The sequence below is a fragment of the Pseudomonas putida genome, assembly GCF_002025705.1.
Classification (GTDB): Bacteria; Pseudomonadota; Gammaproteobacteria; order Pseudomonadales; family Pseudomonadaceae; genus Aquipseudomonas; species Aquipseudomonas putida_J.
Window position 1 is genome coordinate 2,714,630 of sequence record NZ_CP018846.1, and the last position, 18,004, is coordinate 2,732,633.

At 64.7% G+C, this 18,004-nt stretch carries 5 protein-coding genes; 3 read left to right on the top strand and 2 right to left on the bottom strand.

Annotation, left to right across the window (positions count from 1 at the left end; all coding sequences use genetic code 11):
* Positions 1-65 precede the first annotated feature (65 nt).
* The 3 genes from BUQ73_RS12230 (at position 66) to BUQ73_RS12240 (ending at position 5,888) form a co-directional block, all read left to right on the top strand.
* Complete coding sequence (locus BUQ73_RS12230) at positions 66-1,604, top strand: arylsulfatase (protein ID WP_416171811.1); 1,539 nt, start codon at positions 66-68, stop codon at positions 1,602-1,604.
* A 148-nt stretch (positions 1,605-1,752) separates the two neighbouring features.
* Entirely contained in the window at positions 1,753-4,212 is a 2,460-nt protein-coding gene (locus tag BUQ73_RS12235; protein WP_152031625.1) for a fused MFS/spermidine synthase, read from the top strand.
* Between the two features lie 26 nt (positions 4,213-4,238).
* The gene (locus tag BUQ73_RS12240) at positions 4,239-5,888 is read left to right on the top strand and encodes a mechanosensitive ion channel family protein (protein ID WP_079228160.1); all 1,650 of its coding nucleotides are present in this window, start codon (positions 4,239-4,241) and stop codon (positions 5,886-5,888) included.
* On the opposite strand, the gene BUQ73_RS12245 is transcribed toward BUQ73_RS12240, so the two are convergent.
* Together BUQ73_RS12245 and BUQ73_RS12250 are read right to left on the bottom strand one after the other, a co-directional pair.
* On the bottom strand, positions 5,885-7,393 hold the full coding sequence (locus tag BUQ73_RS12245; protein ID WP_079228161.1) for a TolC family protein: 1,509 nt from the start codon (positions 7,391-7,393) through the stop codon (positions 5,885-5,887). The genes BUQ73_RS12240 and BUQ73_RS12245 overlap by 4 nt on opposite strands.
* A gap of 37 nt (positions 7,394-7,430) precedes the next feature.
* Positions 7,431-17,960, bottom strand: a complete 10,530-nt coding sequence (locus tag BUQ73_RS12250; RefSeq protein WP_079228162.1) for a VCBS domain-containing protein — start codon at positions 17,958-17,960, stop codon at positions 7,431-7,433.
* Positions 17,961-18,004: the final 44 nt, after the last annotated feature.

Sequence of the window (18,004 nt, forward strand, 5' to 3'; positions counted from 1 at the left end):
ATGCCAGTAACGTGAAACGGAGAAGTGACCTCATGAACCGAAGCAGTAGAAGGTGGATAGCCACCATGACGCTTGCCGCCAGTACGGCGCTGAGTGTCAGTATTGCCTATGCCGCAGACAAGCCGAACATCCTGGTGATCTTCGGTGATGACATCGGTCAGACCAACATCAGTGCCTATGGCAAGGGCGTTGTGGGTTACCAGACGCCGAACATCGACCGCATCGCCAAGGAAGGCATGATGTTCACCGATTATTACGCGGAGAACAGCTGCACCGCGGGCCGTTCCACCTTCATTACCGGGCAGGCGACACTGCGTACCGGCCTGTCCAAGGTCGGCATGCCAGGGGTACCGGTGGGGCTGCAAGCCCGCGATGTCACCATCGCCCAGGTCCTCAAGGCGCAGGGCTATGCCACCGGCCAGTTCGGCAAGAACCACCTGGGTGACAGGGACGAGTACCTGCCGACCAACCATGGTTTCGACGAGTTCTTCGGTAATCTGTACCACCTGAACGCCGAAGAAGAGCCCGAACGCCCCTACTGGCCCAAGGATGACGCCGACTTCGTCAAGGCGGCTTCACCCCGTGGCGTTATCAAGTCCAGCGCCGACGGCAAGATCGAAGACACCGGTGCGCTGAACAGCAAGCGCATGGAAACCATCGACGACGAAACCACCCAGGCGGCGATCAACTTCATCGACAAGCAGGTCAAGGCCGACAAACCGTTCTTCGTCTGGATGAACACCACCCGCATGCACGCCTTCACCCATGTACGTGATGCCATGAAAGGGCAGAGCGGCATGGTCGGCAACGAGTACGCCGACGGCATGCTCGAACATGACGGAGATGTGGGCAAGCTGCTCAAGACGTTGGATGACCTGAAGGTCACTGACAACACCATCGTGGTCTACACCACCGACAACGGGCCAAACCAGTGGTCTTGGCCGGATGCAGCGACCACACCGTTCCGCAACGAGAAAAACTCCAACTGGGAAGGCGCCTTCCGGGTGCCGGCCATGGTCCGCTGGCCAGGCAAGATCAAGCCTGACACGGTCAACACCCAGATGATGTCGGGCCTTGACTGGTTCCCGACCTTGCTGGCCGCGGTGGGCGATACCGATGTCAAGGACCGTCTGCTCAAGGGCGCCGATGTTGGCGGCAAGAACTTCAAGGTGCACCTGGACGGCTACAACCAGCTCGACATGCTCACCGGCAAGACCGACAAGAGCGCACGTAGCGAGTTCTACTACTTCAACGATGACGGCGAACTGGTAGGCATGCGCATGGGGGACTGGAAGATCGTGTACTGCGAACAGCGCGCTCCGGGTGGCTTCGCGGTCTGGAGCGAACCGTTCGTTTGCCTGCGCGTGCCTAAGCTGTTCAATTTGCGCATGGACCCTTACGAGCGAGCCGACGTAGTGTCCGACCAGTATTACGACTGGCTGACCAAAAACGACTACTTGCTGATGCAGGCGACCCAGAAGGCCGCGAAGTTCCTGCAGACCTTTGTCGACTACCCACCTAGCCAGCGCCCGGCGAGCTTCAGCATCGACCAGATTCGCGCTGATGTGGACAAGAAGATCGAAGAGAAAATGAAGAAGCAATGAGGTGACGGGCGCCCGTCACTGACGGGCGCTTCCTTGTTCTGCCACTCGGGCCGACACCCGATAAGGTCGATAGATGCGTGTAGCTGTCAGCCCACCCCGTTCTCACGCTGCCAACGCCGACCCGGCAACGCGCAGCCATCCCTTGCAGATGCTTGTGCCCGCCAGCCTGCTGTTGTTCTCTGGCACGGCGGCGCTGGTGTATCAGGTACTGTGGGTCAAGCAGCTGTCCCTGGTAGTGGGGGTGGAGGTGTACGCCATCACCACCGGGATCAGTGCATTCTTCATTGGCCTGGCCCTGGGGGGCCTGGCCTTCGGGCGCTGGGCCGACAGGCTCGCGCGCCCGGTCAGGCTGTATGCCAGCCTGGAGCTGGCGGTGGCCGTGCTGGGCATGCTGGCTACCCTGGCATTGGCCAACAGCGCAGGGCTGTTCGCCCGGCTGGAAGCCAGCATTGGCCTGCTGGCCTGGGTGCTGCCGTTCTTGCTGGTTGGTGTTCCGGCGTTCTTCATGGGGGGCACGTTGCCGGTACTGATGAGGGCGCTGACGCCCGGCCAGGGGCAGATGGCGGAGGCGGGTGGGCGCCTGTATGCGGCCAATACCGCTGGCGCCATTGCCGGTACGTTGCTGACGGCGTTCGTGCTGCTGCCAGGCCTGGGTGTCACCGGCAGCGCGCTGATCGCGGCCGGGCTCAACCTGCTGGCCGCCGGCGGCGCCTGGCTCTATCGTCGCCGCGATCAACAAGTACCGCTTTCGGTACAGCAAGACCCGCTCCCCAGAACGGGCGCAGCGCGCCTGGCCATTGCCCTGTACTGCGTGGCGGGCGGCGTGGCGCTTGGCTACGAAGTGGTCTGGACTCAGTCCATCGTGCAGTTCATGAGCACCCGCGCCTTTGCCTTTTCCGTGGTGCTGGCCACCTACCTGCTCGGCCTGATGCTGGGCAGCGCGATCTATGCGCGCCGTGCCGATCACATCAAGGACCCGTGGGGCCTGTTCGGTTTGCTGATCGCCCTGGCGGGCTTGCTCGCACTGGCGCTGGTGGCTGGGCTCGGGCGTTGGTTGATCGTCGCCCAGACCGAGATCGAAGCGCTGGTCCTGCAACTGACAGGCAACCCGCTGGCCGGGATGTCGGCACGTTTCGCCGGCGCTGCGCTGTGCGTGGTGTTGCTGCCGACGACGCTGCTCGGTGCGGCGTTCCCGCTGGTATTGCGGCTGGCCGTCGACCGCGGCCGGGTAGGCCGCGATGTCGGTACCGTAGTGGCATTGAACACCCTGGGCGGTATTGTCGGGGTGATGCTGGTGGGCTTCGTGCTGGTACCGGGGTTGGGGCTGGTACGCAGCTTGAGCGTGCTGGCGGTGCTGGCCGCCGTCGTCGGGTGCCTGGCGATGTGGCAAGGGCGGGCGCTGCACAAGGGCCTGCGCATGGCGATTGTTGGCGTCGCCCTGACCACCCTGGTGGTGGGGGTACTGACACCGCCGCAAAAACTGGCCGAATTGCTGCCCGGTGCGCGCAGCGGCCGCATCACCTTTTATGAGGAGGGGCGCGGCGGCACCGTGGCAGTGGTCAGCCAGCAACGCCGGGGCGGCGCGTTCAACCGCCTGTACATCCAGGGCGTGTCGAATACCGGCGACGCCATGCCATCGTTGCGCTACATGCGCTTGCAGGCGTTGCTGCCGTTGCTGATCCATAACCGCGAGCCGCGTTCAGCCCTGGTGATCGGCTTCGGTACCGGCATCACTGCTGGCGCCATGCTGCGCTACCCGGGCCTACAGCGCCCGGTGGTGGCAGAGTTGCTGCCCGAGGTCCTGGCAGCGGCGCCGTTGTTCAACGGTAATTATGCGGCGGTGAGCGATCCGCGCCTGGAGATCCGCCTGCGCGATGGCCGTCGCGAGCTGCTGCGCAGCAGCGAGCGCTACGACCTGGTCACCCTGGAGCCGCCACCACCTTCGGCCAGCGGGGTGGTGAACCTGTACTCACGGGACTTCTACGCACTGGCGGCGTCGCGCCTGGAACCTGCGGGCATCGTCGCCCAGTGGCTGCCGTTGCCGACCCAGAACGAAGAGGACACGCGTTCGCTGGTGCGCAGCTTCCTTGATGTCTTCCCGCACGCCAGCCTGTGGACCACCGAGTTCCATGAAACGCTACTGATTGGCTCGCTTGAGCCACAGGTGCTCGACGTTGCACGCATTCGCCAGCGCTTCGCCCAACCCACGGTTGCCGCGACGCTGGCCGAAGTCGGCGTGGATTCGGTGGAGACGCTGCTGGCCACCTGGCTCACCGATCGCGAAGGGCTTGTGCGCTTTGCCGGGGATGCCCCGGCGGTGACCGACGACCGCCCGCGCATCGAATATGCGCCATGGGTGCGCGAGAGGGAGATCACCCGGGTGCTGCCGACGTTGCTGGCACTGCGCACGCCACCGCCATTGCGAGGCGGCGAGGACAGCCTGCGGGCGGCCGTCGAGGCGCGCTGGGGCCTGTTGCACACGTTTTATGGCGTAAGCCTGCTGGCTTACCAGGGTAACCGCCAGGCCTGGGCGCGGGAGGCCCGGCAACTGATGCAGGCAGACGGCGCAAACCCGTATTTCCGCTGGTTCTTCGCGGGCGGGCAGTGATTTCTTGCAAAGGAGTTGATCGGATCATGGCACCCCGACGTGCACGCAAATGGCTTTTGCTGGCAGGGATCCTGTTCGCATGGGTGGCGATCGCCAGCGAACCGCTGGGCAGCGCCACCGATGGTGTCCCCGACGTGCCGGCCGACCTGCGGGTGGCCAACCGCACGATCATCACACTGCAGGCGACCTTGCTCGGCGAAACCCCGGCGGGCAGGGTTCAACGGGCAGCCGCGGTGATCAACGAGGCACTGCAGGGTACCGATGAGCTGCAGGTACGCATCGATCCGATCGTCAATAGCCAGCTGATCATCCTGGACGGCCGCCGTGCCTTTATCGTTGCGCCGCAGGACCTGGGCGTGGACGGCGGCGATACCCGCGTGGCGGCCGAGCACGCAGTGGCGAACCTGCAACGGGTGATCGATGAGACCCGCCAGGCGCGCAGCCTGCGCTTTCTGCTGAGCGCTGCCGGCCTGTCGTTGCTGGCCACGCTGATCTACCTGGTGTTGATCAAGGGCGCGAATTACGCCCGTCTCAAGCTGCGGGCCTTGCTGCCAGCCTTGATGCGCAGCCGGGCGCGGGAGATCAAGGTCGGGCAACTGTCGCTGTTCGACATGCAGTATGTGTATTACTTCATCGATCGCCTGTTACGCCTGATGTACTGGGTGGTGGTCCTGCTGCTCAGCTACGAATGGCTGAGCTATGTGCTGTCGCGCTTCCCCTATACCCGACCATGGGGGGAGAGCCTCAACGTCTATCTGTACGACATGCTCAGGTTGCTGATGGATGGCGTGGTCAATGCCATCCCGGGCATTGCGGTGGCCGTGATGATCTTTTTCATCGCCCGGGGCGTCAGCGGGTTCAGCCGCCGCTTGCTCGAGCGCCTGGCGCGGCCCGGCACGCTGAAATGGCTGACGGCAGAAACCCTGCAGCCGACCACGCGCCTGACTTCGCTGGCCATCTGGCTGTTCGCGCTGGTCATGGCCTACCCGTACCTGCCGGGCGCAGGTACAGACGCTTTCAAGGGGCTGTCGGTGTTGCTCGGCCTGATGATTTCCCTAGGCGCGTCCAGTGTGGTGGGGCAGGCGGCCGCCGGGCTCATCCTGACCTATTCGCACACGCTCAAGGCGGGTGAGTATGTGCGAATAGGCGAGCATGAGGGCACGGTAACCGAGGTGGGTATGTTCAACACCACCATCCGCACGGGGCTTGGCGAAGTATTGACGCTGCCGAACTCGATGATCACCGGGTCAGTGACCAAAAACTACTCGCGGGTCGGGCAGGGCGCTGGCTATATCGTCGACACGGTGGTGACGATCGGCTATGACACCCCTTGGCGCCAGGTAGAGGCGATCCTGGTGGAGGCGGCAGAGCGTACCGAGGGCATCCTGCGCACGCCAAGGCCCCAGGTGTTCCAGACCGGGTTGTCCGACTTCTATCCGGAGTACCGCTTGGTCGCCAAGGCAACGCCGGAGCAGCCCAAGCCCCGGGCAGAGTTGCTGAGTATGCTGCACGCAAACATCCAGGACGGTTTCAACGCCTACGGTGTCCAGATCATGTCGCCGCACTATCAACATGACCCGGCCAGCGAAAAATGGGTGCCACGGGATAAATGGTATTCGGCTCCGGCACGTAGCCCAGGTGCCGGGCCGGATGACCGAACATCAGCCGAGAGCTAGTGCTCAGCTGCCAGAAGGTTGTCCTGGGTCTGTTGCTCCACGGTACGCTGGATTTCCCGCGCCAGCGTCTTCACGTCATGCTGGGCGATTTCCTTGGGCATGACCTGGAAGCCGACCGAGTTGTACAACCGCCCCCAGGCAGCCTGAGCATCGGAGTAGGCCGCCTCGCGCTGATAGCGCGACAACAGCAGACGGCCTTCGGCACGGATCAGTTCCAGATCACTACCCAAGGCCGCGCTGCGCGACGATTGCGCGTAGTTGAGCAGGCTCTGGTCGACGCGCAGGCTTTCGTCGGCGAAGTCCACCTCCTGACGTGCCAGCTGGTAACGCAGCACGCCGACCCGCACCTGGGTCAGAATGGCCATGGACAACGCCGTGCGGCGCATGTCGTCGGTCTTTTCCTGGCTTTTTTCCGCCGCAGTGATGTCAGGGTACTGCAGCAGGCGCAACAGGTTCATCGAGACATTGATGCCGGTCTGGTTCCAGTCGTTGTTGTACAGGTACTTGTTGGAGTCGTACTCGTACCCATAGTTGAAACTCACGTTGGGCCAAAGTTGGGCCTTGGCGATCTTCAGGTCGTTCATGCTCACGCGCTTGCGGTACCACTCTTCCATGATCTCCGGCCGGTGCTCCAGTGATAGCCGCTCGAGCTTCTCCAGGTTGCCATCGAGCAGCGGCAACGGCTGTTCGCGGGTGTCGGCCAGCACCATGCGGGTGTTCGGCGGCAGCGACATCAGCGCGGCCAGCTCGGCGCGGGCGAATTCCAGGTCCTGGCGGCGCACGGTGAGCATGTAGACCGAATCGAGCAAGGCGCGCTGGTAGGCGAGGATGTCCTGGCGCGGCAGCAGGCCTTTACCTTCGGCTTCGCGGGCGGCAGTCAAGGCGCGGTGGGTGCGCATCAGCAAGCCGTCCACCTCGGGTAGCAGGCGTTGGGCGCCCAGTGCGCGCCAATAAGCATTGCGCACGTCCTGCAGCACGTTCTGTGCAACCTTCTCGCGGCGCTCCTCGGCCATCAGCATCTGGTCGTTCTTCTGCTGCGTGCGGAAGTAGGCGACCCCGAAGTCCAGCAGGCTCCAGGACAGCCCGAGGCTGTACAACGTGCGGTAACGCTCTTCGGACGTCGACGGGCGCAAGCTGATCTGGCGATCTTCGATGCCGATGGAGGTGCCGCCGGAATCGTTGTTGCGCCCGGCATAACCCGCGGAGGCGACCAGGCGTGGCAGCATCTCGTGGCTGGAAACATCGCGCAGGTCCGAGGCCAGTGCGCTTTCGAGCAGTTTAAGGCGGTAGTCGAGGTTGTATTTCAGGGCGCGCGCCGATGCTTCGTAGAACGTGATCGGCCCGTTGACCGGCTCCTGTTCCATGTACATGCGCGCCTGGTCGTCAATCACCCGCTGGCGCATCTCGTCCTCGGTGTAGGGCTTGGGCTCGAAAGCGGAACAGGCGCCCAGCAGCAGGCCGAGGGCGGTAACGGTGCTCAGGCTTTTGAATGTCGATACTGGCATAGGCTGTCCTTGGTCAATCCGTGATAAGGCTTCGGCATCAGCGGGCATTGCTGCCGCGACGTTGAGCGGCTTCGCGCAGCTGCGCGCGTAATCCGCTTGCCGGTTTTGCAGGTTGCTCTGGCACCATGTCGCGCGGCAGCGGCGCCCACAATGAAGGGTCCGGCAGCAAGCCATCGGCGGTCAGGCTGATGACCCCCTGGCGGCCGTCGATCCAGTTCTTGTCCTCGGCGCTGGCCAGGCGGCTGCTGGCCACCGCCTGGGCGACGAACTGGCCGTTGACCAGGCCGAGCTGGGCACCCAGCGACTGGCTTTCGATCTCCGGGGTGGCGAACAGCTGCACGTTGCTGCCGTCGGCCCCCCACGCCGACAGGGTCAGGTTCTGGTTGACCCGCTCCACCACCGGTGCCACATAGATCGCCGGGGTCACATCCGGCAGCGGCAGGTTGGCGTAGTTACCCTGGCTGTCGCGGTCCAGGTACGGGCCTGGTGGTGTGATGTACGGCGTGGAAATGTCCAGGGTAATGGTCAGCTGGGCCTGGTCGGTGGCGCCGGCCAGGTCGCTGATGGTGTAGGTGAAGTAATCCTTGAGCACCTGCCCCAGGCCGGCAGCTGCCAGCACTTCGGGGTTGCTCAGGTCGATGGTGTAGGTGTAGCTGCCGTCGGCATTGAGCACCAGGGTGCCGTAACGGCCGGCGATGGGTTGGCCGATCACCCCGGCGGTACCGCTGGCGCCTTCCTGGCCGGTACGGATGCCGGTAACAGTAAGGCTGTCGCCACCGTCCACGTCGCTGTCGTTGGGCAGCACGTTGCCGCTGGTGTGCGGCGCTGGCACCTGGTCGCTGGCCGTGTTGCTGTCGTCGCGGGCCACCGGGTTGTCGTTGTTGCCCTGGATGGTCACCGTCAGGCGCGCATCGGAGGTGGCGCCGGCGGTGTCGCGCATGCGGTAGGTGAACACTTCACGCAGTGATTCGCTGGCGCTGCGCATGGCCTGCACGGTGGGGTTGCCGTTGTCGACGGTGTACAGGTAGCTGCCATCGGCATTGATCAGCAGCGTGCCATACAACCCTTGCAGCAACTGGCCGGCGCTGGCGGTCTGGCCGTTTTCAGCGGTGTACTGCAGCACTGTCTTGGTTTCGCCGTACTGTACGCCGTCGACGTCGGTGTCGTTGTCCAGCACGTTGCCGCGCGGGTCGACGCCGCCACTGCCATTATTGACGCCGCCGGCTTCGACAGCGGCAGCGGTGTCGTCGCTGGCCACCGGGAAGTCGTTGCGGCCATCGATGGTGATGGTCAGCAGGCCATTGGTGGTGCCGCCCCAGACGTCGGTGAGCAGGTAGGTGAAGTTGTCCGTCAGGGTCTGGCCGCTGGCGCGCAGTGCCTGCACCGCCGCCAGGCTGTTGTCCAGCACATACTGCCAGCTGCCGTCGGCGTTCAGCGTCAGGTCGCCGTACTGGCCGCGCAGGGTCTGGCCAACGCCCGTCGGGTTGCCGGGCAACGGACCATCACCGCTCCAGAACGCCAGTACTTCGAGGGTTTCCGGGATGATGATGTTGATGGTGTCGGGGTCGCTGTCGTTGTCCATCACATTGCCGGCCGGGTTGCTGCCGGGGATGGCGTTGTCCAGGCCGCCGGCTTCGATGGCCAGGCCCTGGTCCGGGTTGGCGACCGGTGGCTGGTTTTCGCCGCGGATCAGCACGAAGAGGGTGGCGGTATCGCTCAGGCCTCCACCGTCGGTGACCTGGTAGGTGAAGTGCTGGATGACGAAACCCAGCGGGCCCAGGGCGATGATGTCGGGGTTGCTGGAGTCGACCACGAAGCGGTAGCTGCCGTCGGCATTGATCGTCAGCGTGCCGTACTGGCTGATGAGGGTGCTGCTGCCGTTCAGCGGGTCGAGGCTTGGGTTGCTGCTTTCGGCGCCCATGCCTATGGCGGTGACGGTCTTGCTGTCGTTGGCATCGACGTCGGTGTCGTTGTTCAGCACGTTGCCCGTGGGGTTGCGCCCGCCATTGCCATCGTCGTCGGTGGCCACTGCATAGGCCAGGTCATCATGGGCCACCGGGGTGTCGTAGCGCCCCTCGATGGTGATGACGATCTGTGCCTGCGAGCTGGCGCCGGCGGTGTCGTGCATGCGGTAGCTGAAGGTTTCCACCAGGCTTTGGCCGGCCTTGAGCGCCTGCACGGCGGCCAGGCTGTCGTTGACGGTGTAGACGTAGTTACCGTTGCCATCGATGCTCAGTGTGCCGTAGTTGCCGGCCACCGCGGTGGCGCCGGCATTGACCTGCACGAAGGTGCCGCCGGCGGCCAGCGTGCCCAGGTAGATGCCGTCCAGGGTCTTGCTGTCACCGGCATCGACGTCCTGGTCATTGGCCAGGGCATTGCCGCTGCCAGGCTGGCCCGGCGTGCCGTTGTTGACACCGCCGGCCTCGACGGCGATAGCGGTGTCGTTGGCGGCGATGGGCGTGTCGTTGCGGCCGTGAATGACCACGCTGAAGGTGGCGGTGACGGTCTTGCCGTTGCCATCGCTGACGCTGTACTGGAACACATCGGTAAGCCGGTCGGCGTCGGTGCGCAGGGCCTGTACGGCGCTGTTGCTGTTGTCCACCACGTAGCGGTAGTTGCCCTGGCTGTCCAGGGTCAGGGTGCCGTAGTTGCCGGCGAGCGGTTGCCCGACGATGCCATTGGCACCCGTCGGGCTGAGTACGCCGCTGATGGTCAGGGTATCGCCTTCCGGGTCGCTGTAGGCGGCGCGGATGTTGCCGCTGGGGTCGATGCCGGGGATGGCGTTGTTAAGCCCGCCAGCCTCGACGGCGGCGACGCTGACTGCGTTTACCACGGGCGGGTCGTTGACCCCGGTGACGGTGATCACCAGCTGCGCCTGGTCGGTCAGCCCGCCGCTGTCGTGAATCTGGTAGGTGAAGATCACGTCCAGGCTTTGCCCGGCTGCCAGGGCACGGATGGCCGGGTCGGCGCTGTTGACGACAAAGGTGTAGGTGCCGTCCTCGTTGAGCGTCAGCTGGCCGAAGTTGCCGCTGATCAGGCTGTTGTCGGCCAGCCTGGCGACGCTGCCGATGATCGAACCGGGGCTTGTGCCAGTGACTGGGCTGAGCGCGCCACCGCTGCTTTCCAGGCCGCTGCGCACGCCGTCGACCTTGAGCTGGGTGGCCGTCGGCTGGTCGAGGTTGTCGACGTCGGTATCCGCGCCCACGCCGCCGTTACCGGTAATAACGTTGCCGCTGGCATTGACTGGCGTGGTGACGCCGTCGCTGGAACCGGCCGTGGCAGTGCCATGATCGTCCACGGCCACCGGTGCGTCGTTGGCACCCTGGATGGTGATCACCAGGACGCTGATCGATTTCAGGCCACCGGCATCGGCCATCTGGTAGCTGAACTGCTCGACCAGGGTCTGGCCCGGGGAAAGCGCCTGGACCGCAGCGTTGCTGTTGTCGACCACGTAGCGGTAGCTGCCGTCGGTGTTGATGGTCAGGGTACCGAAATTGGCCAGCATGGTCGTCGAGCCGCCACTGGGCAGCGGGATGATTCGACCGCCACCGGGGCCGTCGAAGCGAATGGTCGTGACCTGTTTGGTTTCGCCCAGTGCCACCGAGTCGACATCGGTGTCGTTGTCCAGCACATTGCCGACGGCGTCCGCGCCGGGCGTGCCATTGTTGGTGCCGCCGGCCTCGATGGCAGTACCGGTGTCGCCGTGGGCGATCGGTGTGTCGTTGGCGCCGTGGATGTTGATCTGCAGCACCGCGTTGCTGGTCAGGCCACCGGTGTCGACGATCGAGTAGTCGAAGAATTCGCTGATGAACTGGCCAGACGTGCGCAGCGCCTGCACCGCCGGGTTGCTGTTGTCGACGATGTACTGGAAGCCGCCATTGGGCCTGATCACCAGGATGCCGTACAACCCCTGCAACGCGGTGATGCCATTGGCGCTGACGGCCACACCGCCCGGTGTCAGGTTGTTGGCGATGCGGGTGACGGTGAGCACATCGCCGTTGGTCTGGATATCGACGTCGGTGTCGTTGGCCAGCACGTTGCCGGTCGGGTTGACGCCCGGGTCGCCGTTGTTGAAGCCCCCGGCCTCCACTGCGATTGCCAGGTCGGCATTGGCGATGGGGGCGTCGTTGACCGGGGTGAGGACGATGTTCATCACGTCGGTGTCAGTCAGCGCATCGGCGGGGTTCTGCCCGGGGATGCCGTCGCCGTTGAGCGGGTGGTCACCGAAGTTGCCCTGGTCGTTGGTGACCATGGTCAAGGTTTCGGCGGTCTTGGCGGTGTTGAAGTCCTGGTCGCCCTTGTAATACAGCTGCGCCAGCAGTGCGTTCAGTTCGCTCAGGGTACCGGTCAGCACCAGGCTGCGCCCGGCACCGGCCGGTGGCGTGGCGTTCGCTGCAGGTGGCGTTGCCGACTGCCAGAGCACGCCGTGCAGCACCGACAGGGTGATGGTCATTACCCCGTTGGTGGTGTTGCCATTGACATCCACGTCGCTGATAGACAGGCCGGTGAGGTGCAGCACGGTGTCTTCCAGCCCCTGCTGGTCGGCAACAGTGTTGACCGGCGCTTCGTTCAGGTGCACGTAGCCGGCATCGGCGGTGCCAGTGGTGCCTTCGCCCAGGCTCAGGTTGATGCTGCCCAGCCCGCCCGCTGCAGTGCCGGTGTCGGTGTCGATACGCAGGCGGAAATGGTTGTTGGCCGCAGCGGCGTGGTCCTGCGCCACCACGACCAGGTAGCTGCCGGAGGGCAGCAGGGCAAACTGGTACTGGCCGCCATTGGCCGTGGTGGTGGTGAAGACGCGGTCGTCGGCGGTACCGAACTGGCCGTCGTCGCCGGCCCAGGTCAAGGTCACACCGATGCCGTCCAGGCCAGGGCCGTCGGGGGTGACGCTGTTGGTTGCGCTGCGGGTGTCGTCCCACAACGTGCCCTGGACCACACCCATGCCGGCACCCTCGCTGAGGATGTAGTTGTTCAGGCCGCTGGCGCCGTCCTGGCCGGTGCGTTCACCTGTGGCCCCGCCTGCGCTGGCGGGCAGCGAGCCACCCCAGCCGCTGGCCTCGAAGTCGGTGGGCAGGCTGGTCCAGGTCAGTACCGCGGCACTGGCCGCGTTATCGGCGATGGTGACGTTGGGCAGGGTGACGGTGTAGATCACCTGCACGCTGTCGTTGACCGCCAGGCGCGCGAAGTCCAGCGCGATCGCCGTGCCATCGTTGAAGCTGATGCCGGCTGGCAGGTTGGCCAGGTCCAGTGCCACGCCGTTGAGCAGGATGCTCTGCACCTGGTAATTGCTGCCGCCGGGGAACTGGTCGGCGAGGTGGGTGTTGTAGGCCGGTACTTCGCCGTTCTGGGTGAAGCTCACCGATACCGTGGCGTTGGTGCTGCCGTTGCCGGGCGCCACGTCGATGACGCGTTTGTCCAGGCTGGTGAAGTTAGGCTCGACCACACGTTCGAACACCGTGTCGCTCTTGCCCCGGTCGACACCGCCGTTGAGGCCGACGTGCTCATGGGCGGAAACGCCCAGGTTGGCGCCGGCCTGGTTGCTGGCCACGTTGCTGACGCGCACGTTGAACTCCAGCACCACGCCTTCGACATCGGGGTCGTTCAGTTCGTTGTTGGTCAGGTTGCCCAGGCTGAAGGTGACGGTCTGGCTGCCATCGGCGTTGGTGGTGATGACCAGGCGCCCGTTGTTGATGTCGAACACCCCTGTTGGGGCCGCGCCGGACAAATCTGCGTGGATGCCCTGGGCCACGTCGCTGAGCTCGTTACCCGCCATGCTCAGGGTACCGCTGCTGATCAGGTCGAGGGCATCGGTGGTCAACCCGGCAGGGGTATTGGAAAGGAACGCAATCAGGATGTTGTTGAGGCTGGCGGGAATGAACTCCAGGCCTGCGGCCAGCTCGATGCGGATCTGGTAGTCCGGGTTGTCGCCGGTGGGCACCAGTACCGCTACGCGGTAGCGGATGATTTCGCCGACCACCACGTTTTCGGAAATGCCGCTGGTGTCGGTCGCCCCGCTGGTGTTGGTGGCGGGTGCCGTGTCGGCAACGCCGCCGACCCGGGAGATGCGTACACCGTTGCTGACCTGGAAGGTCAGCAACGACGCCAGCCGATAGTCGTTCAAGGCGCCGCCATTGAGCGGGCCATCCTCGCCACTGCGTTCGCCATTGGTAGTGTCGACGGTGTTGTTGCTGCCGTCCAGGCTAGTCCAGCGTACCTCCACGGCGTTGGCGAATGCTGCTTCGCCGGCTGCCGTGTCATTCACCGTGCCGGTCAGTTGCAGGACGATGCTCCCGCCGTTGGCGATGTCGATGTTGGCCCCGCTGACGCTGATCAGCCGGCCACCCTGGATGATGAAGTCGGCGCCGCCATGGTTGGTCGCGCCACCACTGTAGGTGACATTGGTCAGGATGACGCCGCTCAGCTCGGTGGGCAGGCCGTCCAGCAGGCTGATGTCGAAGGCGTCGGTGCCTGAGGTATTGGTGATGACGATCTGGAAATCGACCACGTCGCCATCTTCGTAACCGCCAAAAACCGGCGTCGAGGTGATTTGCTGAGTGACCGTGAGCGTTGGCTCGACGATGGTCACGCTGGGTTGTTGCGCACTGTTGACACTGCGCTCCAGCGGGGCACTGCCGTTGGGGGTGTCGCCGTCCGGGTCGCTGTACACCAGCTGAGCGCCGTTGCTCAGGGTGGTGCCTTGCTGGTTGCCGGTGACGTTGCTGGCAACCAGCACCAGGCGGATGACGAAGCTGTTGTTGCCGGTGAGGTTGTCGGCATTGGCGCGCGCGCTGGCAAACACCAGCTGCAGGTCGGCGCCATCGCTGCCGTCCGGGGTCATCGGGTTGACGCTGACGGTACCGTTGAAGTCGGCCGTCAGTGCCGCGCTGCCGGCCACCGTGGTGATGATCTGGTAGCCGAGGTTACCGTTGAAACGTGGGTCCAGGCGCAGGCCGGGCGGAATCAGGTCGTTGATGCGCAGGTTGCTGGTCACGCCTTCTGGCAGGGTGACGACGATGTCGTAGGTCATGCTTTCGCCAATCACCAGGTTGCTGCCGCTGGTGTGCGTGGCGCTGGAATCGTCGCTGCTGAGGCTGCCGTCCTGGTAGGTCTTGGTGATGCCGGGTGCGGCCACCTGCTGGTTGGCGACCTCGACCAGGTCGGTGGGGGTGAAGTCCTGGCCACCGTTGACGCTGGCGTAGTAGGTGAGCGCAGCGCTGCTTTGCAGGGTGCTGGAGGCGAGGATGGCATTGTCGACGCTGACGTCGTAGGTGATCACCACCAGGTTGGCGCCGGAGAGGTCGGCGGCAGTGCCCGCGCGGCCGGCCAGCAGGGTGGCCTGGCCGTTGGCGTCGAGGAAGGTGATGGTGGTGCCGTTGACGCTGTAGTCGGTGCCGGCCACCAGCAAGGTGCCATCGCCCCGGTGGATCTGCAGGTTGGCTGCAGCCAGGCTGCCGCCGACGAACGCCAGGCCGGAGGGCAGGGTGATGCTGGTGCTGACATCGTAGGCACCGCCGCCACCGCTGTTTTTCAGGGCGGTGGCCAGGCGCAGGGTATCGGCGCCGTCGATGCCGCTGACATTGCCGTCCACTGCCGCCAGGCTGGTGACACTGCCGTTGAACGGTACGCCGCTGGTGCCGGGGGCGTTCCAGCTGCCGGTGGTGCCGGTGACCGTGCCGTTGCTGCTGGAAACCACGCCGTGCTTGATGTCCAGCACGGGCTCGGCCACCGATTCGATCACCGCCACGTCCGAGGAGGTGAGTACGGTCTTGTCTACCGTGGTGGTCTGGCTCGACTGCGCCAGCACGTCGAGTTCACGCTGGTCGGCGAACGGCTGGTCACCGACCACCATGGTGAAGCGTACCTGCACCGTGCCGCCGTTCAGGCCGTTGGAAACGTAGTTGCCAAAGTCGAAGATGATCGAGTTGCCGGGGCCGCTGGTGACGCTGTCTGGCACGTCGAGGATGGTGTTGCCGCTGCCGAAGCTCCACTGCCCGACACCGCTGCCGACGCTCCAGTTGATACCGCTGGCATTGAGCAAGGGCAGGGGCAGGTAGGCGGTGAGCTTGAAGTTTTCGTAGTCGGCCACCAGCAGGTCATAGCTGATGGTGAAGGTCACCACATCGCCGGGGCGCAGTTCGCCGTTGCTGGGTGGGGCGCCACCGTTGACCTGGGTCAGTTCGATGTCGACCGTGGAGGTCTCGATGGTGCTGAGGGTGCTGGAGCCGTCGGTCTGGGTGCCGCCGATGTTCAGCGCATCACGCAGTACGGTGGCGGCTACGGTTGCGTTGTTGCCGACGCTGTCGCCTTCGTTGAGCTGGTCGTGGGGCGGGTGGTCGGTGGTGTAGGTGGTGTCGATCGTGGCGTCATAGACGATGCGCAGGGTAGTGGCACCGTTCTGCACGTCATCGTCGTAGAGGTCTCCGAACAGTGCCGCCACACCTGGGCCGGCTACTGCCTGGCGGATGGACTCGGCGATGTCGAACACCAGGGTTGTGCTGCCGTCTGCATTGACTGTCTGGGTATAGACCAAGGCAATGCTCAACGAGGTGCCGTTACCCTGCAATAGTAGGGTAGGCGGATTGGTCAGGCTGAAGGTCTGGCCGTCACTGAGTTGGTCAGTGACCGTGAACTGGCCCTGCTCGAGGATGTTCTCGCCGAACGCGAAGAAGTCGGAAATGGCCACATCCATGGTGTAGCGCAGTGTGTCACCGGGGGTCAGGCCCGGGCTGCCGACGTCGTTCTGCAAGTTGACCTGCTTGAGCAGGGTGATGGACTTGGCGACGAAGGTGATGCCCTGGCCATTCCCGGTTTCGCTGAACGGGTACCCATTCGGGTCGGTGGGGCGATCACGTGGATCGAGCGGGTTCCAGGCACCGGTGACACTGGCGGTACCGAAGGTGATGGTGACCGGGTTACCCGTGGTTGGGTCGAGTACCGGGCGGCCGTTGGCGTCGATTTCCGGCACGTAGAAGCTGACCTGGGTTTCGCTGGCCGCGCTCAGGGTGTCGTAGTGGATGTCATAGCTGGCCACGAAGGCGTCGGGGTTGGCCAGTGCCGCGGCAATCAGCGCCGGGTTGGTCAGTACCGTGCCGTCGTGCAGGGTAATCGAGGCCAGGGTGCCGCCCGGGCCTGGGGTAATGGCGCTGACATGGACCTGGTCGGGTACGGTCTGGGTCACCGTGACGTTGGTCAGGGTCTGGCCGGGGGCCGGGGTCACGGTCACTGTCTGGGTACGGGTGTAGTTGGGGCCGGTGACAGTTTCGCCTTCGGGCATGTTGACCGTTTGCGTGACCTTGAGCAGTGTCGGCGTAACGATGAAGCTGTGCAGCGAGGTTTCCACCAGGCTTGGGTCCTGCACCGGGTTGTTCAGCGAATCGTTACCGTATTCGAAGCCGGCGCGGGCATTGATGGTCAGGTTGGGCGCGCCGTCGGAATAGTGGGTGTCGGCCAGGTTGCTGAGCAACCCGGTGATCTGGATGTCGATGCTGGGCTGGCCATTGGTCACACTGGCATAGGGCAGTTGCAGCACCACCATCTGGTCGCCCGGCTTCATACCGACGCTGGCAGCGTTGATTACCAAGGCATTGCCACTGGCATCCTTGGCCACTGGGTGGCTGGCATTGCCGTTGGCATCGAAGGTGATGACGAAGCTGTTGACCGCCCGGCCCAGGTAGGTGGCGGAGACAAAGCTTGCGCCATCGTTGCCGTCGCGACCGGTGGCCGGCATGAACAGGTCGATGTAAGGGGCGTAGCCTTCCTGGGTCGAGGGGTTGGTGAAGCTGACAGTAAAGGTGAACTGCTCGCCCAGTTGCACCGAGGCGCCGCCGCTGCCGAGGCTGGCGGTGGGGCTGGCATCGGCCAGCAGGCCGTCGAAGCTGGCCAGGGTGGAGGCGGCCAGGGCGATGGACTTGTCCACATCGCCGTGGCTGACCTCAAGGCGCCAGTCACCACCGGCGAGCGCGCTGCCGGTGGCATTGTTCGAGGCACCGACGTCGGCGCCAGTCCAGAGTGCCAGCTGGTCGACCAGCGCCTGGCCGCTGCTGCCGGCACCGATATCGCAACCGTACAGCTGGATATCGGCGCCGGCGTTGAGCTCGCTGCGCCAGGCACTGAGGCGCTCGCCCAGCTGTTCGACGGATTGCTGGTTGAACACCTGGTTGCCCAGGGTGAACTGGCCAGCGGCGCCGTGGGAGAACACCTGGATGGAATCGACCTTGCCCAGATGCGCCAGGGCATTGCTGATGGCCGCGATGGCGTCCTGGCCCGCGTCCACCACCAATGCGGTGGTGCCGGCCGGGAGGTTGGCCGTGAGCTGGTCGCGGTTTTCCACGCGGGCGTCGATCACCACCAGGTTACGCGGCTGGGCGGCAGGTGCGGCCGTGGTCTGCGCTTCACTCGCGGTGGGGGCGGGGTGAGCGGTGTCGTTGCCCTGCGCGTGGCTGGGGTCCGTGTGCTGCTGGTCGACGGCCGCAGCGGCGGCACCGTCGAACAGGATGCGTTGTTCAAGGGCCAGGGCCTGCGACCGTGGGCGCAATACACTGGCAAGACTGGCTCTGCTTTTTCTGTCCATGATCAATACCTGCTCACAAGCTCGACGCCAGATTCTGGGTAGAG

Bases quoted from the DNA above. Each gene is read 5' to 3' on its own strand.
- BUQ73_RS12245 (WP_079228161.1), bottom strand. From the start codon at position 7,393: ATGCCAGTATCGACATTCAAAAGCCTGAGCACCGTTACCGCCCTCGGC.
- BUQ73_RS12235 (WP_152031625.1), top strand. From the start codon at position 1,753: ATGCTTGTGCCCGCCAGCCTGCTGTTGTTCTCTGGCACGGCGGCGCTG.
- BUQ73_RS12240 (WP_079228160.1), top strand. From the start codon at position 4,239: ATGGCACCCCGACGTGCACGCAAATGGCTTTTGCTGGCAGGGATCCTG.
- BUQ73_RS12250 (WP_079228162.1), bottom strand. From the start codon at position 17,960: ATGGACAGAAAAAGCAGAGCCAGTCTTGCCAGTGTATTGCGCCCACGG.
- BUQ73_RS12230 (WP_416171811.1), top strand. From the start codon at position 66: ATGACGCTTGCCGCCAGTACGGCGCTGAGTGTCAGTATTGCCTATGCC.